This window comes from Pseudomonas sp. SbOxS1 (assembly GCF_013416725.1).
Lineage (GTDB): Bacteria > Pseudomonadota > Gammaproteobacteria > Pseudomonadales > Pseudomonadaceae > Aquipseudomonas.
This window is the reverse complement of sequence record NZ_JAAVXC010000007.1, coordinates 57,452-79,629: the sequence shown is the minus strand read 5'-3', so window position 1 is coordinate 79,629 and position 22,178 is coordinate 57,452. Positions and strand designations below refer to the sequence as shown.

The window sequence follows — 22,178 nt, the reverse complement described above, 5'->3', positions numbered from 1 at the left end:
CTGTAGGCTGCACTGTGCCATTTACCTGGGTTGACTGGGCGATCGTTGCAATCGTCGCCATCTCCGCTTTGATCAGTTTGAGCCGCGGCTTCGTTAAAGAAGCATTGTCGCTGGTGACCTGGATCATCGCAGGAGCTGTTGCCTGGATGTTCGGTGGCTCATTGTCCGAGTACCTCGCCGGATACATCCAGACCCCATCGGCTCGTGTGATCACGGGCTGCGCCATCATGTTCGTCGCCACACTGATCGTGGGCGCAATGATCAATTATCTTATCAGCGAGTTGGTTCGCGTCACCGGGTTGTCCGGGACCGATCGATTCCTCGGCATGGCTTTCGGCGCAGCGCGTGGCGTGTTGCTGGTGGTCGTGGCGGTCGGGCTATTGAGCCTGGGGCCGGTACAACAGGACGGGTGGTGGAAAGAGTCCCAACTCGTGCCAAAATTTTTATTGGTCGCCGACTGGTCCAAAAACCTGATTCTCGGGTGGAGCAGTCAGTGGCTTGCCAGCGGTATCAGCGTACCCGCTGATATTCCGTTCAAGGAGCAGCTCTTGCCGATGGCCAAAACGCCTCAGTGAGTGTTGTTCAGTTCAGATCCATTAAGTAGGGGTTGCGTCGCATGTGTGGCATCGTCGGTATCGTCGGTAAGTCGAACGTCAATCAGGCGCTGTATGACGCGCTAACCGTCCTCCAGCACCGCGGCCAGGACGCTGCCGGTATCGTGACCAGCCATGATGGCCGGTTATTCCTGCGCAAGGACAACGGCCTGGTGCGTGACGTGTTCCAGCAGCGTCACATGCAGCGCCTGGTCGGCCACATGGGCATTGGCCATGTGCGCTACCCGACCGCGGGCAGCTCGACCTCGGCCGAAGCTCAACCGTTTTACGTCAACTCGCCTTACGGCATCACCCTGGCGCACAACGGTAACCTGACCAACGTTGAACAACTGGCCAAGGAGATTTACGAATCTGACCTGCGCCACGTCAACACCAGCTCCGATTCGGAAGTACTGCTCAACGTGTTCGCACACGAGCTGGCCCAGCGCGGCAAGCTGCAGCCGACCGAAGAAGACGTATTCGCTGCCGTCACCGACGTGCACAACCGTTGCGTCGGTGGCTACGCGGTCGTAGCGATGATCACCGGCTACGGCATCGTCGGTTTCCGCGACCCGCACGGCATCCGTCCGATCGTGTTCGGCCAGCGTCACACCGACGAAGGCGTCGAGTACATGATCGCCTCCGAAAGCGTGTCCCTGGACGTGCTCGGTTTCACCCTGATTCGCGATCTGGCACCGGGCGAAGCGGTCTACATCACCGAAGACGGCAAGCTGCACACCCGTCAGTGCGCGACCAATCCGTCCCTGACCCCGTGCATCTTCGAACACGTCTACCTGGCGCGTCCGGACTCGATCATCGACGGCGTGTCGGTGTATAAAGCCCGCCTGCGCATGGGCGAGAAGCTGGCCGAGAAGATCCTGCGCGAGCGTCCGGATCACGACATCGACGTGGTTATCCCGATCCCGGACACCAGCCGCACCGCGGCCCTGGAGCTGGCGAACCACCTGGGCGTGAAGTTCCGCGAAGGTTTCGTTAAGAACCGCTACATCGGCCGGACCTTCATCATGCCGGGCCAGGCCGCACGGAAAAAATCCGTACGCCAGAAGCTCAACGCCATCGAGCTGGAATTCCGCGGCAAGAACGTGATGCTGGTGGACGACTCCATCGTGCGCGGCACCACCTGCAAGCAGATCATCCAGATGGCACGCGAGGCGGGCGCCAAGAACGTTTACTTCTGTTCCGCTGCCCCGGCCGTGCGTTTCCCGAACGTCTATGGCATCGACATGCCGAGCGCCCACGAGCTGATCGCCCACAACCGTTCGACCCAGGACGTTGCGGACCTGATCGGTGCCGACTGGCTGATCTATCAGGACCTGCCTGACTTGATCGAAGCGGTCGGTGGCGGCAAGATCAAGATCGACAAGTTCGATTGCGCGGTGTTCGACGGCCAGTACGTCACCGGCGACGTCGACGAGGCTTACCTGAACAAGATCGAGCAGGCGCGTAACGATGCCTCCAAGGTCAAGACCCAGGCAGTCAGCGCGATCATCGATCTGTACAACAACTGAGTAACTACCGGCCCTGAGGGGCCGGTTTTGTATCTGGCTTTTAATTTTCGAGATTAGGGAAAGGAGTGACAGCATGAGTCAGGATTGGGATGCCGGTCGGTTGGACAGCGACCTCGAAGGCGTAGCGTTCGATACCCTGGCCGTACGTGCCGGTCAGCACCGTACGCCGGAAGGCGAACACGGTGATCCGATGTTCTTCACTTCCAGCTACGTATTCCGCACCGCCGCCGACGCGGCCGCGCGTTTTGCCGGGGAAGTGCCGGGTAACGTCTACTCGCGCTACACCAACCCCACCGTTCGCGCCTTCGAGGAGCGCATTGCCGCTTTGGAAAGCGCCGAGCAAGCCGTGGCCACCGCCACCGGCATGGCCGCGATCATGGCAGTGGTCATGAGCCTGTGCAGTGCCGGCGATCACGTGCTGGTGTCGCGTAGCGTATTCGGCTCGACCATCAGTCTGTTCGAGAAGTACTTCAAGCGTTTCGGCGTCGAAGTCGACTACGTGCCCCTGGCGGACCTGTCCGGCTGGGATGCGGCGATCAAGGCCAACACCAAATTGCTGTTCGTCGAATCGCCGTCCAACCCACTCGCTGAACTGGTGGACATCACCGAACTGGCGAAAATCGCTCATGCCAAGGGCGCGATGCTGGTAGTCGACAACTGCTTCTGCACTCCGGCGCTGCAACAACCGCTGAAACTGGGCGCGGACATCGTCGTGCACTCGGCAACCAAGTTCATCGATGGCCAGGGCCGTTGCATGGGTGGTGTCGTGGCCGGGCGCAGCGAGCAGATGAAAGAAGTGGTCGGCTTCCTGCGCACCGCCGGGCCGACCTTGAGCCCGTTCAACGCCTGGATCTTCCTCAAGGGCCTGGAAACCCTCAACCTGCGGATGAAGGCCCATTGCGCCAACGCCCAGCAGTTGGCCGAGTGGCTGGAACAGCAGGACGGCATCGAGAAAGTCCATTACGCCGGTCTCAAGAGCCATCCGCAGCACGAGCTGGCCCTGCGTCAGCAGAAGGGCTTCGGTGCGGTGGTGAGTTTCGAGGTCAAGGGTGGCAAAGCGGGCGCCTGGCGCTTTATCGATGCGACCCGCCTGATTTCGATCACGGCCAACCTGGGCGACAGCAAGACCACCATTACCCACCCGAGCACCACCTCCCACGGCCGCCTGGCGCCGCAAGAGCGTGAGGCCGCGGGCATTCGTGACAGCCTGATCCGCATTGCGGTCGGCCTGGAAGACGTGGCAGACCTGCAAGCCGACCTGGCGCGCGGGTTGGCTGCCCTGTGATCGAGTTGTCCACGCCACCGGGCTCCAATGGCCGCGTTGCACTGGTGACCGGTGCGGCGCGGGGCATTGGCCTGGGTATTGCGGCCTGGTTGATCAGCGAAGGCTGGCAGGTAGTGCTGACGGACCTGGACCGGACGCGTGGTTCGAAAGTGGCGAAGGCGCTTGGCGACAATGCCTGGTTCATCGCCATGGACGTTTCGAACGAAGGGCAGGTGGCGCTGGGTGTTGCCGAGGTGCTGGGGCAGTTCGGGCGCCTGGATGCGCTGGTGTGCAATGCGGCGGTTGCCGATCCGCACAACATCACCCTGGAAAGCCTCGACCTGGCTTACTGGAACCGGGTGCTGGCGGTGAACCTCAGTGGGCCGATGCTGTTGGCCAAGCACTGCGCGCCCTACCTGCGGGCCCATAGCGGGGCGATCGTCAACCTGGCCTCGACCCGCGCCGGGCAGTCGGAACCCGACACCGAGGCCTATGCCGCGAGCAAGGGTGGTCTGCTGGCCTTGACTCACGCACTGGCTATCAGCCTTGGCCCGGAGATTCGGGTCAATGCGGTCAGCCCCGGCTGGATCGATGCGCGGGACCCTTCCGTGCGTCGTGCCGAGCCGCTCACCGATGCCGACCATGCCCAGCATCCGGCGGGCAGGGTAGGGACGGTCGAGGACGTGGCGGCGATGGTGGCGTGGCTGCTGTCGAAGAACGCCGGGTTTGTCACGGGGCAGGAGTTCGTGGTCGATGGCGGTATGACCAAGAAGATGATTTACAGTGAGTAATGCAAGTTTACTGTAGGAGCGAGCTTGCTCGCGAAAGCGGTCTGACTGTTGTCGATGCTGTGCCGGTTGAAAGAATTTTGTCTTTTTCAGAAAAACTTCAATCCTGCTATTGACTTAGGTTCGCTACCTGCGTAAATTTCGCGGCCTCGGAGATGCAAACGGGTGATTAGCTCAGCTGGGAGAGCGTCTGCCTTACAAGCAGAATGTCGGCGGTTCGATCCCGTCATCACCCACCACTTCCGAGAAACTTGCGAAAGCAAGAGGTAGGCTGAAATGCCTCCACCGACGCGCAGCGGTAGTTCAGTCGGTTAGAATACCGGCCTGTCACGCCGGGGGTCGCGGGTTCGAGTCCCGTCCGCTGCGCCATATTTACGAAGCAGATTACGATCTGGTTCGCGATTGAAGAGCACCGAAGCTTTTCAATCAAACAAGTTAAATGGACGCAAGTCCACAGCGATACGCAGCGGTAGTTCAGTCGGTTAGAATACCGGCCTGTCACGCCGGGGGTCGCGGGTTCGAGTCCCGTCCGCTGCGCCATATCTGCTTCGAGGCCCACTGAACGCCTTGGAGCTACGAAGAAAGCCACTGGTTTACTTCGAGTCGATAGCAAAGACCCTGGTCGAAAGACCGGGGTTTTTTGTTTCTGGAATTTGTCTTTTTCTCCTCTCTAACGCCCCCCGTCGAATTGGTTTTGCGTTGTTACATAGTTTCAATGAACAGCACAAATCCCCTGTGGGAGCGAGCCTGCTCGCGATGGCGGCATCAGCCACACCGCAAACTCAGCCTTGCAGATGAACTGTATGCGTACGGGCCTGCTCAACAACCCGTCCTCACCATCCTCTCCACCAGTCTGCTGCGTCCAAAAGTCGCGGTTTTTTGATTTCTTGGTCAGTTTTTTGTTTTCCGCGAGCGCAGAAACCTTTAAAGTTAACCTATCGGTCAGCTTTGAATTGTCATCACAGCCCCTTGCATCGTCAAAAGGGGCTTCTGCGCGACTCGAGATTTCCAGAACATAACCAGAAGGGCGGCCTCCATGACCGCCCATAGGATGATCCATGTCCAACCGTGAAATATCCCGGCGCTCGTTCCTTCAGGGCGGGCTGGTGGCGGGTGTGAGCGTGACGCTTACACCGCTGAGCAGTCAGGCGCTGGCAGCCTTGATGGAAAACAGCGTGACCGTGCCGTCCGAGCAGTGGCTTGGCAACAACGGCAAGGCGCGCGCCCGTAATGATGCCTTGTCCAAGGTCTGCGGCAGCAAAGTCTTTGCCCGCGACATCCGCGCCAAGGACATGCCGGGCTGGCCGCAGCAGCAAGGCCACGCCATGCTGCTGAAAACCATCAAGGCCGACCGCATCTACGCAGGCTACGACCTGTCGTGGCTCGGTGCCGACCTGCAGCCCGACCGCATCGTTACCGCCGACGACCTGGTCAAGGACGGCATCGTCTTCCCGGAAGAGCACGCCCCCGACCCCCTGTTGCCGGCCGGCAAGGTGCCGATGTTCATCGGCCACCCGGTGGCAATCCTGATCTGGAACGACTTCGAGCGCTTCCGCCAGGCCAAGGCCCAGCTCAAGTTCAATGACAAGGCAATCCGCTACGGCGAAAAAGTGCCGTTCTACGAGGGCGATCCCTATGGCAGCTTCCGCTATGTGCGCGTCGGCGGCGCTACCTCGGCTGACGAAGACGAATTCGCCAGCCTCAAGGATTCGATCCTGTTCCCGATGCTGCGTAACCGCCGGCCGGTCTGGAACGCACAGCCGAACCTGCACGGCAACCTGACCGAGCGCGGCTTGTTCTACGCCGAGCGCATGAAGCAACAGATCGACACGCCGCCAGACAACTGGCTGGTGTTCGACGAGCGCTACAAGACCCCGTCGATCGAGCCGGCGGCGATGGAGCCGGACAACGGCAACGGCTGGTACGACCCGGCAACCAAGACCCTGCATTTTGTGGTTGCCACCCAGTGCCCGCTGGAAACCGCGACCGAGACCGCGAAGATGATCGCGCCGTCGCGTTTCGGCCTGGCCAACCTGAACATGCACCCGGGCTACACCGTCGGCTACGGCTCGAAAGACCACAACATTTTCGTCTACTACGCGGCCTTGGCGGCGTTGTACGGCGCCGGTGTGCCGGTACGCCTGGCCAACGACCGCTACGAGCAATTCCAGAGTGGCATCAAGCGTCACCCGTTCGACATCCGCTACCAACTGGCGGTGGACAAGACCGATCACAGTTTCAAGATCTTCCGCGCCGAGATGAGCGTCGACGGCGGCGGACGGGTCAACTACAGCCCGTCCGTGGCCGCAGTGGGCGCCACGGCGGCGCAGTCGATCTACTACATGCCGCAGAACGACCTGCAGGTCACCGCCTATCACTCGCGCGCGGTGGAAGCCGGTTCGATGCGTGGCTACGGCACGCTGCAGAGCATGGCGTCCACCGAGATGATGGTCGATGAAATCGCCGATCGCCTCGGTGTCGATGCCATTGAGCTGCGGCGCAAGAATGCCCTGCGTTCGGGCATGAAAAACACTCAGGGCGCGGTCCCGGCGGGTGCCCTGCGCCTGCACGAGATTCTCGACAAGGCGGCGGTCAACGAAGTCTGGAAGAACCGCAACGCGATCAAGCAACAACGCGAAGCGGCGGACCCGGATAACTGGTATGGCGTCGGTTTCGCCATTTGCCAGAAAGATTTCGGCACCGGTTCCGAAGCGCCAATGGCCAGCATCGAGTACAGCGTTGACGGTCGCATCACCCTGCGCCACATCGGTATCGAAATCGGTACCGGCATGTCCACCTCGCAGGCGATGGTGGTGGCCGATTTCCTCGGCAACCCGGCGCACGAAGTGAAGACCGGCGAAACCGAATGGAAAGAGCTGCAGCTGATCAGCGGCGGCAACCCGTACATCATGAGCCAGGCCGAGCAGGACAACTTCCTGCGCAACCCGCGCTGGGTCGGCAAGGTCGCGTCGGCGTCGTCGGCGACCAACTCCGCCTACTACTTCAGCCACGCCACCCGTGAAGCGGCGCGCGTGCTGTTCAACCACGGCCTGTGGCCGGCGGCGCTCGAGATCTGGCGCCAGGGCCCCTACGGCGGCCAGGCCAACCCTTACGTGGTGCGCCGCGAAGACGCCCATTGGGTCGATGGCAAACTCACCGCCAACGGCATGGAGCCCTTGCCGTTCGCCATGCTCGCCAAGCGTGCCCACGAACGCGGTTTGGTCACCGGTGCCACGGTGCACGGCTTCAACCGCTGGAGCTGGGCCGAGGCCGAGTACAGCATCGATGGTGTGCGTGAGCGTTTGCCGCTCGATGGCCTGGCGGTCAAGTACGGCGACGGCGCGCCGAAGGCGAAGCAAGCGCAGATGAGCAGCGCCGGTTTCCATCTGCTGGATCGGCAGAACATCGCCTATCCGCCAACCCAGTTGAACAACGCTGCGGTGACTTACTACAGCCCGGTGGCGACGCTGGTGGAAGTGAAGGTCAACAAGGGCTCGCACGAAGTGTCGGTGCTTAATCACCACTCGTGGGTCGAGTGCGGTCGGGTGCTGGTGGAAGAGCTGGTCAAGGGCCAGGTCGAAGGTGGCATCGCCATGGGTATCGGCCATGCGCTGATGGAAGAAATGCCGCTGTACGAAGGCGGGCCGGGGGAGGGTGACTGGAACTTCAACCGTTACCGCTTGCCGATGGCGCGGCACGTGGCGGTGTGGAAACAGACCGCGGAAATCCTGCCGCCACTGTCGCCGAGCGACCCGTCCAAGGGCATCGCCGAAGTGGTGATGATCCCGGTGGTCGGTGCCATCGGCAACGCTGTGGCCCACGCCATTGGCAAACGTGTCCGCGACCTGCCTATCACTTCTGCACGCATCAAGGAGGCCCTCAATGGCTAACCGTCCGCTTCAACTGACCCTCAACGGTCAATCCGTCGGCCCGGTGGACATCCCTGATGACCTGCCGATGATCGACTACCTGCACGAATACAAGAACCTCACCGGTTCGCGCCTGGGCTGCGGCCAGGGCATCTGCCACGCCTGCGTGGTGATCGTCGACAACCCCGACGGCACCAGCGAAGAAGTGCGCACCTGCATCACCGGCGCGCACTATTTCGAGGGCAAGAAAGTACGCACCATCGAAGGTCATGCGACCCGTGACGAGCAGGGCAAAGTCACCGAGCTGAACCCGATCCAGCAGCGCTTCGTCGACGAGTTCGCCTTCCAGTGCAGCTACTGCGCACCGGGTTTTGTGAATGCCGCGACGGTGCTGGTGGAAAAGCTGCAGCGTCAGCCGATCGTCAAGAGCCAGCTGGAAAAAGTCATCGAGGACAGCCTCGGTCATCACATCTGCCGTTGCACCGGATACGTGCGCTACTACAGCGCCACGCGCAACGTGCTGACCGATCTCGGCCTGGTCAAGGAGGGCTAAGCATGAAGCAACTACTTACCCGCCTGACCCTGGCGGTCGGCTTGGCTGCGCCGGTATTGCTGGCGCAGGCGGATGATCAGGTCACGCGCGGCGAATACCTCGCCCGTGCCGCTGACTGCATGGCCTGCCATACCGCTCCGGGTGGCGCGCCCTATGCGGGTGGCCTGCCGATCGTCTCGCCATTCGGCACGATCTACGGCACCAACATCACCCCGAGCAAAGAGCACGGCATCGGCCTGTACAACGATGACGAGTTCTTCGCTGCGCTCACCGCAGGCAAGCGTCGCGATGGCGCCAACCTGTACCCGGCGATGCCCTACACCTCGTATCACCTGATGCCACGTGCGGATTCCGACGCAATCCACGCCTACCTGAAAACCGTCGCGCCGATCGAGCGTGCTGCACCGGTCACCAGCCTGAGCTTTCCGTTCAACGTGCGCCTGGGCCTGATGGGCTGGAACATGATGTACGGCAAGGACGTGAAGCTCGCGCCGACCGAAGGCAAAAGCGAAGCCTGGAAGCGTGGCCAGTACATGGTCGACGTGCTCGGTCACTGCGGCGAATGCCACACCCCACGCGGTTTGCCGGGCGCGATGCAGCAGGACAAACGCATGACCGGCGGCATTCTCAACGGCTACCTGGCGCCGAGCCTGTTGGCCACTGACCTGGCGGCCCGTGGCTGGAATCATCAGGACTTGAGTTCGTTCCTCAAGCACGGCATGAGCGCCCAGGGCACCATGTTCAACGAGATGTTTCCGGTGTTCCACAACAGCACCCAGGGCCTCAACGACCCGGACCTGGCTGCGATGGCGACCTTCCTGCTCGGCGACCAGCCACCGGCGGCGAAAGTCTTGACCGACGTGCCACTGGAGCAGCTCAGTGCCAGCGCCCAGCGCGGCCGCCAGGGCTACCTGAACGTCTGTGCCGGTTGCCACGCGCCAAATGGCGAAGGCAAGCCGCACATCGCCGTGGCCATGCGCGGCAACACCACCTTGCGTCTGGAAGATCCACGCAACCTGGTGCGGGTGATCGACGATGGCATCGGCGAGCAGAAGTTCGCAGGGTTCGAACACATGCAACCCATGCCGGGTTTCGCGCAGAAGCTCACCGACGCGCAGCTTGCGGATCTGTTGAACTACCTGCGCCAGGCGTGGGGCGGTCAACCGGGTGACCTGGCCTTGAACGATGTGCAGAAGTTGCGGGCCGACGCGCCGCCGCTCGAGCACAAGGCGCACTGACATGCAGCATCTGGATCTGCAAGTGGTGCGGCGAGCACTGGCGTGGTCGACGGCCGGGCAGCGCATCTGGCTGTGCAGCGTGCTGGCCACCTACGGCTCGGCGCCTCGTGCGCCGGGTTCGTTGCTGGCGGTGAATGCTGACGGGCAGTGGATAGGTTCGCTGTCCGGCGGCTGTGTCGAAGAGGACTTCCTCGAACGCGTCGCCGAAGGTGCATTCGAGCAAGCGGTCAGCGTGGTGCGCTACGGCGAAGGCGATGACCCGCGCTCGCGGGTCAGCCTGCCCTGCGGCGGCGTGCTCGATGTGCTGGTGGAAAAGCTTGAGCCTGTTTGCGAGGTTCAGGCGCATCTGCGGGAGCTGGAGTCGGCGTTGTTGGGCCGACGTCGGCTGATCCGCGAAGTCGACCTGGCCAGCGGCGCGCGCAGTCTGTTCGATGATCGCGAGCAGGGTGTGCGCGTCGAGCGCGAGATCGATCGCGTCAGGCTGCGCATCGGCGCGGCACAACGCCTGTTGCTGGCCGGGTATTCCAGCGTGGCCCAAGCCTGCGCGGAGTTTGCCGTGGGCCTGGGATTCGAGGTGATTCTTTGCGATCCGCGGGACGAAGTGCTGGAAGGCGTGGTGCTGGACAACGTGGAGATTCGTCGTCAATTGCCCTCGGTGTTCATCGCCGACGGCGGCTGTCACAGCGATACCGCGGTAGTGGCGCTGACCCACGATCCGCGCATCGATGACCTGGCGATGATGGAAGCGGTGCGCACCGACGCGTTCTACATCGGCGTGATGGGCTCCCTGCAGACTTCGCAAAAGCGCTTCGAGCGATTGCGGCGCATCGGTGGGTTGGGGGAGGCGGAACTGGCGCGGATCCATGCGCCCATCGGGCTGAACCTGGGCAGCAAGACCCCGGCGGAAATCGCCCTGGCCGTGCTCGCCGATATCCTGCGAATTCGCAGCGGGATCGCGCGCGATCGACTGTGATGCAGGCCCCGTCAGGGCCCAGGCTTGTGCAAAAAGAGGCTCGTCGCTTGATTGGACGAGCCTTTTTTGTTGTGCGTCATTCTTGACACTGTCCGGTCAGCTTCTCTAGGATGTTGCCCATGCGCCGATTTAAACAGCTACTTGCGGGGCGCCAGGTAACTCATTGAGTTACCGACAGAAGCTTGAAGCAGGCTTCGAAATACCGCTAAAGCGCTGGTTCGGTGTTGCCTCTCACCTGCCATGCAGACTTTTTGAGGCTGAGACACGACACGATGAATGCACTAAGCCCAGTTGTACGTCCCGCGCCGATCACGGCACATCTCACCCAGCGCAATCCAAAAATCCTGCTTGGCGGTAAACATCAGCCGACGCTGCTGCGTTACCTCGATGGTTGGCCACGCCGTACCGGTGGGCCAGCAGCCTTCCTGATCCAGTTTGTCGAAGACGGTGAATCCCTGGCGCGCTTTGCCGCGGACAGTTTCGACCTGGCGGTGATTCAGTCGCCCAGCATCGAAGACGCTCCGGAAATGATCAGGCAACTGACCCGCGTTGCCCGGCAGGGGCTGATTACCCGCCGCTGAGGCGCCGATCACTCGGGCGCATCGCGCTGCTGCTCATGGATAGTCGATCGCCACGATATACACACATTGCTCACCCGTCGGAGTCTGGACCCGTACCTCGGCGTCCAGTGCCTTGCCGATCAGCGCGCGGGCCAAGGGCGAGTCGATGCTGATCAGGCCCTGTTTCAAATCCAGTTCATCCGGGCCGACGATGCGGTAGCGTGATTGCTTGCCATCCTCGTCCTCGATCGTGACCCAGGCGCCAAAATAGACTTTGTTCGGGTCGCTGGGCTTTTCGCTGACGACCTTGAGGGCTTCCAGGCGTTTGGTCAGGAAGCGCACGCGACTGTCGATCTCGCGCAGCATCTTTTTGCCGTAGGTGTACTCGGCGTTTTCCGAACGATCGCCCTGGGCTGCCGCTTCGCTGACCGCTTGCGTCACCTGGGGGCGGCGTACGTGCCACAGTTCATGAAACTCGGCGCGCATCCGCGCTTCACCTTCTGGGGTGATCAGCGCGGTACCGGCGGTACGGGGAGGGCGATAACGGCTCATGGCAACTTTTCTTCGAATCAGGAGCGCTTGAGTCTATCAACCCTCGCGCAGGACTGTCAGGGGGCTGGCGTTCAAGGCGCGCCGGGTGCCGAACACGCCGGCGCCACCGATCAGCACGGCGCCGATCAACGGCAGCACCAGCAGCCACGGATGCGGATGCCAGGGCAGGTCGAAGGCGTAGCGGTAGAGCACCAGGCTGACGACTTCCGAACCGAGCGCCGCGAGCAGCCCGCTGACCGCACCCAGCAGCCCGAATTCGATCCGTCGCGCCTTCACCAGCAACTGCCGTTCCGCCCCCAGCGCGCGTAGCAGGGCGCCCTGGCGGATGCGTTCATCCAGGGTCGCCTGCAGGCCGGAGAACAACACCGCCATCCCCGCCGCCAGGACAAACAGCAGCACGTACTCCACCGCCAGGGTGACCTGGGCGAGGATGCTGCGCAGTTGCGCCAGCAGGGCTTCGACCTGCAGGATCGTCACCGCCGGAAAACTGCGCGACAGGTCGACGATCTGCTGGTCATGCCCGGCCGCCAGATAGAAGCTGGTCAGGTAGGTGGCCGGCAAATCCTTCAGGGTGCCTGGCTGGAAGATCATGAAGAAGTTCGGCTGGAAGTTGTCCCAGTTGATCTCCCGCAGGCTGGTGACTTTCGCCTCGCGATTAGCCCCGCCGACGGTAAAGACCATGTGGTCGCCGAGCTTGAGCTTCAGGCTTTCGGCGACCTTGCCCTCCACCGACACCCCGGGGATGTCATCCGGCGGTTGCTCCGGCCACCAATTGCCGGCGGTGATCTGGTTGCCCGCGGGCAGGTCTGCCGCCCAGGTCAGGCTCAGGTCACGCTGGATCGCCCGGTCACCCGCCGATTCCTTGGTGACGATTTGCTGCACGGGTTCGCCGTTGATGCTGATCAGTCGCCCCGGGACCACCGGATACAGTGGCGCCGATTGCGCCGACAACGAGATCAGGCGGTCGGTGAACGCCTGTTTGTCCGCGGGCAGGATGTTCAGGGCAAAATAGTTCGGTGCGTTCTTGGGCAACTGGTTCTGCCAGGTGTCCAGCAACTCGCCACGCAGCAGGGCGATCAACGCCATCGACAGCAGGATCAGGCCGAAGGCCAGGGACTGCCCGGCGGCGGCCAACGGATGGCGCAGCAATTGCCCCAGCCCCAGGCGCCACGGCAGGGAGGCACGGGCCAGCAGGCGTCGCAGGCTTTTCAGCAACAGCAACAGCAGGCCGCCCAACACCAGTGCCGCGACCACGCCGCCGCCGAGCAGGGCGAAGGTCAGCACCAGGTCCAGGCTCAGGCGCCACATGATCAGCCCGAGGGCGCCCAATGCGGCGCCGTAGACCATCCAGGTGCTGGAGGGTATCGGTAGCAGGTCCCGGCGCAATACGCGCAAGGGTGGAACCCGACCCAGCGCCGCCAGCGGCGGCAGGGCAAAACCGGCCAGGGCCACCAGTCCAGTGCCAATACCGGCGATGGCCGGGAACAGGCCGCCCGGTGGCACGTCGGTCGGCAGCAAGTCATGCAGCAGGGCGAACAGCCCCAATTGCGCCAGCCAGCCGATGGCGGCGCCACTGAGGCTGGCGAGCAGGCCAAGCACGGTCAGCTGCAAACTGAACAGCACCATGGTTTCCCGACGGGACAGGCCAAGGCAGCGCAACAACGCGCTGGCATCGAAGCGGCGGGTGGCGAAGCGTGTCGCCGACAACGCCACGGCTACCCCGGCCAGCAGCACCGCCACCAGGCTGGCCATGTTCAGATAGCGTTCGGCCTTGCCCAGTGCGCCGCCAATCTGCCGGTTGCCATCGCGGGCATCCTGGATGCGCTGGTTGGCGGCCAGTCCGGGCTTGATCAGTTGGCGATAGGTTTCCAGGGCTTCGGCTTTGCCGCGCCAGAGTTCGCGGTAGCTGACCCTGCTGCCGGGTTGCACCACGCCAGTGGCTTGCAGGTCACTGAGGTTGATCAGTACCCGCGGCGTCAGGCTGTAGAAGTTGCCGGCGCGGTCGGGCTCGTAGGTCAGCACCCGTGCCAGCTTGAGGGTTTTCATGCCGACATCGATGCTGTCGCCGATCTTCAAGTCCAGTGCCGTCAGCAACCGGGCTTCGACCCAGGCCTCACCGGGTTTCGGCCCGCCACCGGGTTCTTCCGGGGCGAAAGGCGCAGGGGCGCTTTTCAGTTCGCCGCGCAGCGGGTAGACATCGTCGGCCGCCTTGATGCTGGAGAGCTGTATGCCGTTGTCCGTGGCGATGACACTGGAAAACTCCACCACCCGGGCGTGCTCGAGGCCAAGCTCGGTGCCGCTTCTTACTTGCTCGGGGCGCGCTGGCGAGCTGCCTTCGAGCAGCAGGTCGGCACCAAGAAACTCGGTGGCGCGCAACATCATCGAGGCATTCAGGCGCGCGCCGAAGTAGCCGATGGCGGTACTGGCGGCCACGGCGACCACCAGGGCGAAAAACAGCACGCGCAGCTCACCGGCGCGGGCATCGCGCAACAGTTGACGGAGGGCGAGACTGAACAGGCGCAACAGCGGCAGGCTTGCCATCAAGGCTCCAGAGGGGCGACCAGCAGGCCGGCTTCAAGACGGATCAGGCGCCGGCAGCGGTGTGCCAGGCGTTCATCATGGGTCACCAGCACCAGGGTGGTGCCGCGTTCCTGGTTGAGTTCGAACAGCAGGTCGCTGATGCGCTCGCCGGTATGGCTGTCGAGGTTGCCGGTGGGCTCGTCGGCGAACAGCACATCGGGTTCGGCGGCAAATGCCCGGGCAATCGCCACGCGTTGCTGTTCACCGCCGGAGAGCTGGCGTGGCGAGTGGGTCAGGCGTTGCCCGAGGCCGACCCGCTGCAACAGCTCGGTAGCACGGCCGCGGGCGTCCTGGCGGCCATCGAGCTCCAGCGGCAGCATGACGTTTTCCAGGGCGTTGAGGCTGTCGAGCAACTGGAACGACTGGAAGACGAAGCCCACATGTTCGGCACGGATGCGCGCACGCTGGTCTTCGTCAAGGTTGCTCAGGCCCTGGCCGGCGAGGGTGACTTCGCCGCTGCTCGGCAGGTCGAGGCCGGCGAGCAGGCCGAGCAGGGTGGATTTTCCGGAGCCCGAGGCGCCGACGATGGCCAGGCTGTCGCCCTTGTTCAGTTCCAGGCTGAGTTGGTGCAGGATGGTCAGTTCACCTTCCGCGCTGGGTACCACTTTGCTAAGGTTCTTCGCGGTGAGAATACTTGCGCCCATGGAGAGTCCGATGCGTGTGTGGTTTTTGAGTGCTGGACTGGCCTTGATGTGCATGGCCCAGAACGCAGCGGCGGGTACGGTCCTGATCGTTGGCGATAGTATCAGCGCCGGTTTCGGACTGGATACCCGCTTGGGGTGGGTGTCGTTGCTCGAGCAGCGGCTCAAGCGCGAAGGTTTCGACGATAAGGTGGTCAATGCGTCCATCAGCGGCGACACCAGTGCCGGAGGCCAGGCACGCCTGCCGGCGCTGCTTGCAGAGCATAAGCCAGCGCTTGTGATCCTCGAGTTGGGGGGCAATGACGGCTTGCGCGGTTTGCTGCCAACACAATTGCAACAAAATCTTGCTTCGATGATCCAGCAGTCGCAGGAGGCGGGTGCCAAGGTGCTGCTGCTCGGCATGCAATTGCCACCCAACTACGGCGCTCGATACACCAAGGCCTTCGCTGACGTTTACAGCAACCTGGCCGATGAGAAAAACATCCCGTTGGTGCCGTTTTTCCTCGACGGCGTGGGCGGTCATCCGGACCTGATGCAGGCCGATGGCATTCACCCGGCAGCCGGGGCTCAGGACAAGTTGCTGGAAAATGTCTGGCCTACGCTAAAACCGCTGTTATGACACTTTTCTAGGAGCAGGCTTTCGGCTAAGGTGGCGCCCCCGATTTGGAGCCCCCGATGCCGCGTTCTGCCTGGTCACTTTATGCCTATCAACTGATCGAGCCTGACGAACAGCTGGATCTGTTCGCCTGCCAGGAAGTTCGTGTACACCTGGTGACCCGGCAACTGGAGCTGGGCGGCTCGGCGGACCGGACCTTGTGCGGCAGTCTGCTGCCGGCTCAGCCACGCTGGTCTAACGTCGATCGGCGGGTGTTCCAGGATCAGCGCCTGTGCTCGTTGTGCCGGGCCATTCTGGAATCGCAAAAGCGTGGCACATCGCCGATCTGGCCGGAGTTGCGGTTCGAGCTTTGATCGTTGCCGCGGTGGCGGCCCCTGTAGGAGCTGGCTTGCCAGCGAAGGCGGCCTTATAGTCGACCTATGTTTTGTCGACTGCGTACATATCCATTCCTGCGGTAACGGCCACTTAGGGTTTCGCCCTTACGGCGACTCACTTTTTCAAACGCCAAAAAGTAAGCAAAAGGCTTTGCCCCACCACTCGGTGCCTCGCCTAGGCTCGGCATGCCGTAACGAAGGCATTGCTCCGTGGGTCGCCGCGATGGGCCGTCCCTGGCCCAGCGCGGCTAAACCGGCGTCCTGCCGGTTTACCCACTGCGCAATGCCTGCGTTCGGCCATCGTGGTTAACGGGGCACCCAGATCAAAAACAAAAGCGAGGCGGCCTTAAAGCCGACCTGACTTTTCCGGTTACCCCCAACCTGATCGTTCCCACGCTCTGCGTGGGAATGCATCCTGTGACGCTCCGCGTCACCATTGCGCAAGGCTAACGTCATGCGTCGTCATCGGAACGCGGAGCGTCCCTGGCGGCATTCCCACGCAGAGCGTGGGAACGATCACATCGCGGACAGCCCTGCAATCAGGTCGGCTATAAAGCCGCCATCGCAGGCGCGCCAGTTCCTCCAGGAAATGCCTTGCATCGCCTACACCCCCCTCAACCTCCCCGAAATAACGGCCAGCGGTGTACAATCTCGTTCTTATACCCCTCTGTCGATCATGCAAAGGATTTTCCGGATGTTGCCGCGCTTTCCCGCCGTCACCCGCTGCCTGACACTTGCCGCCCTCTGTGTAGCGGGTCCCGTCGCAGCATTGGAGCTACCCCTGCCACCGCCTGGTGAAGACATCGTTGGCCAGGTACAGGTGATCAAGGCCAAGTACGAAGATACCTTCGCCGACCTGGGCACGACCTACGACCTGGGCTATTCGGAAATGGTAGCCGCCAACCCTGGCGTCGATCCATGGCTGCCTGGCGCCGGCACTGAAATCGTTCTGCCGACCCGCTTCATCCTGCCACCTGGCCCCCGTGAAGGCATCGTCATCAACCTGGCCGAATACCGCCTCTACTACTTCCCGAAAGGCCGGAACGTGGTCTACACCTTCCCGCTGGGGATCGGCCGTGAAGGCTGGGGCTCGCCGATTGCCCACACCAGCATCGTCGCCAAGACGCCGAACCCGACCTGGACGCCTCCTGCGTCGATCAAGGCCGAGCACGCCGCCGACGGTGATCCGCTGCCCAACGTGGTGCCGGCCGGCCCTGACAACCCGCTGGGGCCGTTCAAGTTCACATTGGGGACTCCTGGCTACCTGATCCACGGCTCGAACAAGAAGTTCGGCATCGGCATGCGCACCAGCCATGGCTGCTTCCGCATGTTCAACAACAACGTGCTGGAAATGGCGGGCATGGTGCCGGTAGGCACGTCCGTACGCATCATCAACGATTCCTACAAGTTCGGCGTGAGTGGCGGCAAGGTCTACCTGGAGGCGCACACGCCGCTGGACGACAAGGGCAACCCGTCGGTGGTCGACAAGCACACCGCCGTGATCAACGCGATGCTCAAGCGTGAAGACATCACCAACAACCTGCGCATGAACTGGGATGTGGTGCGTGATGTAGTGGCGGCCGAAGATGGCCTGCCGGTGGAAATCGGCGTGCCGAACACCACCGCGCCGATGGTGACGAGTGCACCGATCGACCCGCTGCAGTAATGCTTGAAACAAACCCGCCGACGCAGGCCGCGTCGGCGGGTTTTTTATTGGCTGCAGGAAATCGCAGGCAATAAAAAAGCCGACCCAAAAAATGGGTCGGCTTGATAATAATCCCGAAGGACTATTACTTGCGGCTAGCTTTTTCCAGCATGCGCAGAGCACGCTCGTTAGCTTCGTCAGCAGTCTGTTGTGCTTTTTGAGCAGCAGCCAGAGCTTCATCAGCTTTACGGTAAGCTTCGTCTGCACGAGCCTGGGAGCGAGCTGCTGCGTCTTCAGTAGCGGTCAGACGTGCTTCGGTTTCTTTCGATGCGCTGCTGCAACCGGTAGCCAGAACTGCGGCCAGAGCCAGAGCAGAGAATTTCAGAACGTTGTTCATCGTGTTCCCCTTCAAGGACTTTCTATTAAGTGGCTGTCTCCTCCGAGTGAGGAAATAGCCGGCGTACATACTACCCATTACTTGTCGTAAGTAAACTGACGTGAAGCAAGAAGCAAAAAAAATTGTAGGCGTTGATTCTTTTTCGAGCAACTTTTAACTGCGTTGCATAAAAAATATCCAGCTACAAGGCCCGTTTTGAGCGATCCGCCCAGGAAAAGTTCCCCAGGCTCAAAGCTCTTTTTGCGGTCTTGTCTTAAGTCCGTCTAGATGGATTCGTCTACACTTTTGTTCGGAATTTGCGCGGTGTCTCTCATATCTTTCTCCATGTTCAGGTGACTTTAACGAGGGGCGCTCGTCTTATGTCTCAACATCCGGCAATGTTCAGGCTGTCGACCGCTGCAAGACCGTCGGTCCAGCTGTTTCCTGCGTTATCCACAGCAGCACCTGCCAACCAGCATGATGACGAGCGAGCCTTGAGCATTTCTGCCAATGGCGCCTACTATTTGTACGTGCTCGGTTGCGCGAGATCGGTGTAGCTCTTCTCGGTGTCGATTCAGGCACGGGGTGGCGTAGTTGTTCCTTCGCCGGAAAAACATCGGTAAGGTAGGGGTCAGAATCCCAGACCCGCGAGGAGTAGTGATGAGCGAGGCGTTGTCCATCCACCATGACCAGGCTGGTCATCAATTCGAGACCAATGTGGACGGTCATCGTGCCTACCTGACCTATATGGATCTGGGGAAACAGACCCTGGATATCTATCGCACGTTTGTGCCCAATGCATTGCGCGGTCGCGGCATCGCCGCGGCCCTGACCGAGAAGGCGCTCGAGTACGCCGAGGAGATGGGTTATACCGTCATTCCCTCGTGCTCCTACGTCGAGCGCTACATGGAGCGTCACCAGCGCCATGCGGCCAAGCTGAGCCAGTGACCCTCGACAAAATCGACGCATAAAAAAACGCCGGGTCCAGCCCGGCGTTTTTTTTGTCTGCGGTAAAAGCCAATCAGGTGCGCTGGCGTTTCGGCAGCACTTCCTTGAGCTTGGCATGCATGCTGCGCAAGGTGTTTTCGGTGGCAGTCCAGTCGATGCAGGCATCGGTGATCGACACGCCGTATTGCAGGTCGGCGAGGTCTTTCGGGATGGCCTGGGCGCCCCAGTTCAGGTGGCTTTCGACCATCAGGCCGATGATCGACTGATTGCCTTCGAGGATCTGGTTGGCGACGTTCTCCATCACCAGCGGTTGCAGGGCCGGATCCTTGTTGGAGTTGGCGTGGCTGCAATCGACCATGATGTTGGGCTTGATCTTCGCTTTGTTCAGCGCCTGTTCGCACAGGGCGACGCTGACCGAATCGTAGTTCGGCTTGCCGTTGCCGCCGCGCAATACGACGTGACCGTAGGCGTTGCCCTTGGTGGTGACGATCGACACGCCACCTTCCTGGTTGATGCCCAGGAAGCGGTGCGGGCTGGAAACCGATTGCAGGGCGTTGATCGCGACGGTCAGGCCGCCATCGGTACCGTTCTTGAAGCCGACGGCCGAGGACAGGCCGGAGGCCATTTCACGGTGAGTCTGGGATTCGGTGGTGCGCGCGCCGATGGCCGACCAGCTGATCAGGTCTTGCAGGTATTGCGGGGAGATCGGGTCGAGCGCCTCGGTAGCGGTCGGCAGGCCCATTTCCGCCAGGTCCAGCAGCAGCTGGCGACCGATGTGCAGGCCGTCCTGGATCTTGAACGAGTCGTCCAGGTACGGGTCGTTGATCAAGCCTTTCCAGCCAACGGTGGTGCGTGGCTTCTCGAAGTACACGCGCATGACCAGATACAGGGTATCGGACACTTCCGCCGCGAGAACCTTCAGGCGCTCGGCGTACTCGTGGGCCGCCTTGATGTCGTGGATCGAGCAAGGCCCGATGACCACGAACAGGCGATGGTCGGTGCCATCGAGAATGTTGCGAATGACTTCGCGGCCCTTGGTGACGGTGCGCAGGGCGGCATCGCTCAGGGGGATATCACGCTTGAGCTGGTCAGGAGTGATCAGCGTCTCGTTGGAAGCGACGTTTAGGTCGTTGATCGGTAAATCAGCCATCGTTTACTCGTCAGGTCACGGGTGCCGTCCGCCAGCGAACCCGCGCGGCGGAGCACAGCAAATTAAGCGCGTCGGGGAGCCGAACCTTAGCGCGTTACACCGTGGCTCGACAATGGGCTGGCCCGGTTTAATCCAGCACAGCCTGTGCAAATGCCTGGTGGACCCGGTCGTGGGAGAACTCGTCGGCATGTTGCTGGACCCATTCAAGGGCCAGGGCCTGGATATCCTGCAGGTCGTTGTGGGCATCATGCTGGCGGCAGTAACGCTCGATCTGGCATACCTGCTCACCCATCCTCGCACTGAAAAGCGTCTGTTCGTCGACGAAGGCAATGCCCACCAGGTAGCCTCGCTTTCGTCGCAGGCACCAGGCCACGTAGCCCAGGAAGCGCAGGTCCGGGTTCAGGGTCGGCATGCGCACCTCCAGCGCCGTGCCGTGACGCCAGGCGCGGTGATAATTGCAAGCCATGCCCCCGAGGCTGATAGTGTGCAGTTGTTGCCTTGAAATGCACTCCGGTTTGAGTAACGTCAATTCGACAGGTATATCGTCAGGATGAGGAATAAAACGTCCCATGAGCACGGACTCCATGTGTCGGCCATCTGACATTGTTTCCCCCAGTATAGTGGTCGAATTGGAACTGACCGATTTCGACGCCGACCAACGGCTGCTGGCAATGGCTGGCGTATCGCTGGTGGTTTTCACCAGTGTCGGCTGTTCCTCCTGTCGTTTTGCCCGCGAGCAGTTGCCCGCGCTCGACCTGAATGTCGATCGCCTGTGCTGGATCGATGCCGGCAACAATGGCGGGGTGGTCGAGCGTTATCAGGTCTTTCACTTGCCGGCGCTGTTTGTCGTACGCGACGGTGAATTCCATGGGGCATTAAAATCGCGCCTGACCGGCGCCGAGCTCAACGCTGCCTTGAGGCAGGCGTTGGGTCGAACAGCAGAGGAGTTGCCATGACGGGTGCAGTTGCCAAGCCGACAATCGGAATTATCGGGACCGGGGCAATCGGCGGGTTCTACGGGATGATGCTGGCGCGGGCCGGCTTCGATGTGCATTTTCTGTTGCGCAGCGAGTTTTGCGCGGTGGCCGAGCGCGGGCTGCAACTGCACAGCGCGGTACATGGCGCGCTGACGCTGAATCCGGTGCAGGCCTATTCGGCGGCCGAAGACATGCCACCCTGCGACTGGTTGCTGGTCGGCGCGAAAACCACCAGTAACCGCGATCTTGCGCCCGCCATCGTGCAAGCCGCCGCACCGAATGCCAGGGTGTTGCTGTTACAAAATGGCCTGGATGTCGAAGACAGCCTGCGTGAACTGCTGCCCGACGCGCTGCATGTGCTGGGCGGACTCTGCTATATCTGCGTCCATCGCCAGGGCCCCGGTGTGATTACTCATCAGGCCCTGGGGGCGGTGCATGTCGGCTATCACAGCGGGCCGGCGTCCGAGGGGCCTGCGCGTGCCGCGATTGTCGAGGAGGGCGCGGGGTTGTTTCTTGAAGCTGGCATCGACGCCCAGGCCATGGCGAACCTGCACCAGGCGCGCTGGCAGAAACTGGTCTGGAATATCCCGTACAACGGTCTTTCCGTGCTGCTCGGGGCAAGTACCACGCCGCTGATGGCCGATGCGGACAGCCGCGAGCTGATCAGGTCGCTGATGGGCGAGGTGATCCAGGGCGCAAACGCCTGCGGTCACGAGGTGCCTGCCGGCTATGTCGAACAGTTGTTGATGATGACGCAGAGAATGCCCGACTACTGGCCGAGCATGTACCACGATTTTCTGCACAAGCGGCCGCTGGAGCTGGAGGCTATCTACGCCCGGCCCCTGGCCGCGGCGAAGGCGGTTGGCTGTGAATTACCACGCATCGAGGCGATGTATCGCAGTTTGAGTTTCATCGATCGACGGAATGCCTGAGTCGATCAACCGGAGGGGGA

The 22,178-nt window shown here is 61.8% G+C and carries 22 protein-coding genes and 3 tRNA genes; 18 read left to right on the top strand and 7 right to left on the bottom strand.

Annotation, left to right across the window (positions count from 1 at the left end; translation table 11 throughout):
- The first annotated feature begins 14 nt into the window (after positions 1 to 14).
- The 7 genes from HFK74_RS10895 (at position 15) to HFK74_RS10865 (ending at position 4,714) form a co-directional block, all read left to right on the top strand.
- Complete coding sequence (locus HFK74_RS10895; protein WP_008056374.1) at positions 15 to 575, top strand: CvpA family protein; 561 nt, start codon at positions 15 to 17, stop codon at positions 573 to 575.
- Positions 576 to 616: 41 nt separating this feature from the next.
- Entirely contained in the window at positions 617 to 2,122 is a 1,506-nt protein-coding gene (purF, locus tag HFK74_RS10890) for an amidophosphoribosyltransferase (protein WP_008056375.1), read from the top strand.
- Between the two features lie 73 nt (positions 2,123 to 2,195).
- Positions 2,196 to 3,407 (top strand): O-succinylhomoserine sulfhydrylase, encoded by a 1,212-nt coding sequence (locus HFK74_RS10885; RefSeq protein ID WP_180203500.1) that lies wholly within the window; start codon positions 2,196 to 2,198, stop codon positions 3,405 to 3,407.
- On the top strand, positions 3,404 to 4,177 hold the full coding sequence (locus tag HFK74_RS10880; RefSeq protein WP_180203499.1) for an SDR family oxidoreductase: 774 nt from the start codon (positions 3,404 to 3,406) through the stop codon (positions 4,175 to 4,177). The genes HFK74_RS10885 and HFK74_RS10880 overlap by 4 nt, the downstream gene beginning before the upstream one ends.
- A 160-nt stretch (positions 4,178 to 4,337) precedes the next feature.
- Positions 4,338 to 4,413 (top strand) — tRNA-Val (locus HFK74_RS10875).
- A gap of 53 nt (positions 4,414 to 4,466) precedes the next feature.
- A tRNA-Asp gene (locus HFK74_RS10870) sits at positions 4,467 to 4,543 on the top strand.
- 94 nt (positions 4,544 to 4,637) lie between these two features.
- A tRNA-Asp gene (locus tag HFK74_RS10865) sits at positions 4,638 to 4,714 on the top strand.
- Between the two features lie 172 nt (positions 4,715 to 4,886).
- On the opposite strand, the gene HFK74_RS10860 is transcribed toward HFK74_RS10865, so the two are convergent.
- Positions 4,887 to 5,222 (bottom strand): hypothetical protein, encoded by a 336-nt coding sequence (locus HFK74_RS10860; RefSeq protein ID WP_180203498.1) that lies wholly within the window; start codon positions 5,220 to 5,222, stop codon positions 4,887 to 4,889.
- 10 nt (positions 5,223 to 5,232) lie between these two features.
- On the opposite strand from HFK74_RS10860, the gene HFK74_RS10855 reads away from it, so the two are divergent.
- The 5 genes from HFK74_RS10855 (at position 5,233) to HFK74_RS10835 (ending at position 11,388) form a co-directional block, all read left to right on the top strand.
- Positions 5,233 to 8,064, top strand: coding sequence for a xanthine dehydrogenase family protein molybdopterin-binding subunit (locus tag HFK74_RS10855; protein ID WP_180203497.1), 2,832 nt, complete (start codon positions 5,233 to 5,235; stop codon positions 8,062 to 8,064).
- Positions 8,057 to 8,596 (top strand): (2Fe-2S)-binding protein, encoded by a 540-nt coding sequence (locus HFK74_RS10850; protein ID WP_007982256.1) that lies wholly within the window; start codon positions 8,057 to 8,059, stop codon positions 8,594 to 8,596. The genes HFK74_RS10855 and HFK74_RS10850 overlap by 8 nt, the downstream gene beginning before the upstream one ends.
- 2 nt (positions 8,597 to 8,598) lie before the next feature.
- Entirely contained in the window at positions 8,599 to 9,834 is a 1,236-nt protein-coding gene (locus HFK74_RS10845) for a cytochrome c (RefSeq protein ID WP_180203496.1), read from the top strand.
- A gap of 1 nt (position 9,835) precedes the next feature.
- Positions 9,836 to 10,807 carry an XdhC family protein gene (locus tag HFK74_RS10840; protein ID WP_008055291.1) on the top strand — a complete coding sequence of 324 codons (972 nt, stop codon included), beginning with the start codon at positions 9,836 to 9,838 and terminating at the stop codon, positions 10,805 to 10,807.
- 272 nt (positions 10,808 to 11,079) lie between these two features.
- Positions 11,080 to 11,388, top strand: a complete 309-nt coding sequence (locus tag HFK74_RS10835) for a hypothetical protein (RefSeq protein ID WP_008055292.1) — start codon at positions 11,080 to 11,082, stop codon at positions 11,386 to 11,388.
- Between the two features lie 33 nt (positions 11,389 to 11,421).
- Here HFK74_RS10835 and greB read toward each other — a convergent pair whose 3' ends face one another.
- The 3 genes from greB to HFK74_RS10820 are packed head-to-tail and all read right to left on the bottom strand — an operon-like array spanning position 11,422 to position 15,143.
- Complete coding sequence (gene greB / locus HFK74_RS10830; protein ID WP_008055293.1) at positions 11,422 to 11,919, bottom strand: transcription elongation factor GreB; 498 nt, start codon at positions 11,917 to 11,919, stop codon at positions 11,422 to 11,424.
- Positions 11,920 to 11,955: 36 nt separating this feature from the next.
- Entirely contained in the window at positions 11,956 to 14,460 is a 2,505-nt protein-coding gene (locus HFK74_RS10825) for an ABC transporter permease (protein ID WP_180203495.1), read from the bottom strand.
- On the bottom strand, positions 14,460 to 15,143 hold the full coding sequence (locus HFK74_RS10820; RefSeq protein WP_008055295.1) for an ABC transporter ATP-binding protein: 684 nt from the start codon (positions 15,141 to 15,143) through the stop codon (positions 14,460 to 14,462). The genes HFK74_RS10825 and HFK74_RS10820 overlap by 1 nt, the downstream gene beginning before the upstream one ends.
- Positions 15,144 to 15,153: 10 nt before the next feature.
- Here HFK74_RS10820 and HFK74_RS10815 point away from each other — a divergent pair, with 10 nt between their 5' ends.
- The 3 genes from HFK74_RS10815 to HFK74_RS10805 all read left to right on the top strand — a co-directional run bounded on the left by HFK74_RS10815 (position 15,154) and on the right by HFK74_RS10805 (position 17,796).
- Positions 15,154 to 15,759, top strand: coding sequence for an arylesterase (locus HFK74_RS10815; protein ID WP_180203494.1), 606 nt, complete (start codon positions 15,154 to 15,156; stop codon positions 15,757 to 15,759).
- A gap of 56 nt (positions 15,760 to 15,815) precedes the next feature.
- Positions 15,816 to 16,109, top strand: a complete 294-nt coding sequence (locus tag HFK74_RS10810; RefSeq protein ID WP_008055299.1) for a hypothetical protein — start codon at positions 15,816 to 15,818, stop codon at positions 16,107 to 16,109.
- Between the two features lie 715 nt (positions 16,110 to 16,824).
- A complete protein-coding gene (locus HFK74_RS10805; protein WP_180203493.1) occupies positions 16,825 to 17,796 on the top strand; it encodes a L,D-transpeptidase family protein in 972 nt (323 codons plus the stop codon).
- Between the two features lie 124 nt (positions 17,797 to 17,920).
- Here HFK74_RS10805 and oprI read toward each other — a convergent pair whose 3' ends face one another.
- Positions 17,921 to 18,172 carry an outer membrane lipoprotei OprI gene (gene oprI, locus HFK74_RS10800; RefSeq protein WP_003183784.1) on the bottom strand — a complete coding sequence of 84 codons (252 nt, stop codon included), beginning with the start codon at positions 18,170 to 18,172 and terminating at the stop codon, positions 17,921 to 17,923.
- A 639-nt stretch (positions 18,173 to 18,811) separates the two neighbouring features.
- Here oprI and HFK74_RS10795 point away from each other — a divergent pair.
- Entirely contained in the window at positions 18,812 to 19,099 is a 288-nt protein-coding gene (locus HFK74_RS10795) for a GNAT family N-acetyltransferase (protein WP_008057026.1), read from the top strand.
- A gap of 73 nt (positions 19,100 to 19,172) precedes the next feature.
- Here HFK74_RS10795 and HFK74_RS10790 read toward each other — a convergent pair whose 3' ends face one another.
- Entirely contained in the window at positions 19,173 to 20,249 is a 1,077-nt protein-coding gene (locus tag HFK74_RS10790) for a 3-deoxy-7-phosphoheptulonate synthase (protein WP_008057023.1), read from the bottom strand.
- A gap of 127 nt (positions 20,250 to 20,376) precedes the next feature.
- Positions 20,377 to 20,820 carry a PilZ domain-containing protein gene (locus HFK74_RS10785; RefSeq protein WP_180203492.1) on the bottom strand — a complete coding sequence of 148 codons (444 nt, stop codon included), beginning with the start codon at positions 20,818 to 20,820 and terminating at the stop codon, positions 20,377 to 20,379.
- On the opposite strand from HFK74_RS10785, the gene HFK74_RS10780 reads away from it, so the two are divergent.
- Both HFK74_RS10780 and HFK74_RS10775 read left to right on the top strand, forming a co-directional pair.
- Positions 20,819 to 21,205: a co-chaperone YbbN gene (locus HFK74_RS10780; RefSeq protein ID WP_180203491.1), complete on the top strand. Its 387-nt coding sequence runs from the start codon at positions 20,819 to 20,821 to the stop codon at positions 21,203 to 21,205. The genes HFK74_RS10785 and HFK74_RS10780 overlap by 2 nt on opposite strands.
- Positions 21,202 to 22,158: a putative 2-dehydropantoate 2-reductase gene (locus HFK74_RS10775; RefSeq protein WP_180203490.1), complete on the top strand. Its 957-nt coding sequence runs from the start codon at positions 21,202 to 21,204 to the stop codon at positions 22,156 to 22,158. Before HFK74_RS10780 ends, HFK74_RS10775 begins: the two co-directional genes overlap by 4 nt.
- Positions 22,159 to 22,178: the final 20 nt, after the last annotated feature.

Bases quoted from the DNA above. Each gene is read 5' to 3' on its own strand.
- purF (WP_008056375.1), top strand. From the start codon at position 617: ATGTGTGGCATCGTCGGTATCGTCGGTAAGTCGAACGTCAATCAGGCG.
- HFK74_RS10885 (WP_180203500.1), top strand. From the start codon at position 2,196: ATGAGTCAGGATTGGGATGCCGGTCGGTTGGACAGCGACCTCGAAGGC.
- HFK74_RS10860 (WP_180203498.1), bottom strand. From the start codon at position 5,222: ATGGGCGGTCATGGAGGCCGCCCTTCTGGTTATGTTCTGGAAATCTCG.
- HFK74_RS10855 (WP_180203497.1), top strand. From the start codon at position 5,233: ATGTCCAACCGTGAAATATCCCGGCGCTCGTTCCTTCAGGGCGGGCTG.
- HFK74_RS10850 (WP_007982256.1), top strand. From the start codon at position 8,057: ATGGCTAACCGTCCGCTTCAACTGACCCTCAACGGTCAATCCGTCGGC.
- HFK74_RS10845 (WP_180203496.1), top strand. From the start codon at position 8,599: ATGAAGCAACTACTTACCCGCCTGACCCTGGCGGTCGGCTTGGCTGCG.
- HFK74_RS10840 (WP_008055291.1), top strand. From the start codon at position 9,836: ATGCAGCATCTGGATCTGCAAGTGGTGCGGCGAGCACTGGCGTGGTCG.
- HFK74_RS10835 (WP_008055292.1), top strand. From the start codon at position 11,080: ATGAATGCACTAAGCCCAGTTGTACGTCCCGCGCCGATCACGGCACAT.
- greB (WP_008055293.1), bottom strand. From the start codon at position 11,919: ATGAGCCGTTATCGCCCTCCCCGTACCGCCGGTACCGCGCTGATCACC.
- HFK74_RS10825 (WP_180203495.1), bottom strand. From the start codon at position 14,460: ATGGCAAGCCTGCCGCTGTTGCGCCTGTTCAGTCTCGCCCTCCGTCAA.
- HFK74_RS10820 (WP_008055295.1), bottom strand. From the start codon at position 15,143: ATGGGCGCAAGTATTCTCACCGCGAAGAACCTTAGCAAAGTGGTACCC.
- HFK74_RS10815 (WP_180203494.1), top strand. From the start codon at position 15,154: ATGCGTGTGTGGTTTTTGAGTGCTGGACTGGCCTTGATGTGCATGGCC.
- HFK74_RS10810 (WP_008055299.1), top strand. From the start codon at position 15,816: ATGCCGCGTTCTGCCTGGTCACTTTATGCCTATCAACTGATCGAGCCT.
- HFK74_RS10805 (WP_180203493.1), top strand. From the start codon at position 16,825: ATGTTGCCGCGCTTTCCCGCCGTCACCCGCTGCCTGACACTTGCCGCC.
- oprI (WP_003183784.1), bottom strand. From the start codon at position 18,172: ATGAACAACGTTCTGAAATTCTCTGCTCTGGCTCTGGCCGCAGTTCTG.
- HFK74_RS10795 (WP_008057026.1), top strand. From the start codon at position 18,812: ATGAGCGAGGCGTTGTCCATCCACCATGACCAGGCTGGTCATCAATTC.
- HFK74_RS10790 (WP_008057023.1), bottom strand. From the start codon at position 20,249: ATGGCTGATTTACCGATCAACGACCTAAACGTCGCTTCCAACGAGACG.
- HFK74_RS10780 (WP_180203491.1), top strand. From the start codon at position 20,819: ATGAGCACGGACTCCATGTGTCGGCCATCTGACATTGTTTCCCCCAGT.
- HFK74_RS10785 (WP_180203492.1), bottom strand. From the start codon at position 20,820: ATGGGACGTTTTATTCCTCATCCTGACGATATACCTGTCGAATTGACG.
- HFK74_RS10775 (WP_180203490.1), top strand. From the start codon at position 21,202: ATGACGGGTGCAGTTGCCAAGCCGACAATCGGAATTATCGGGACCGGG.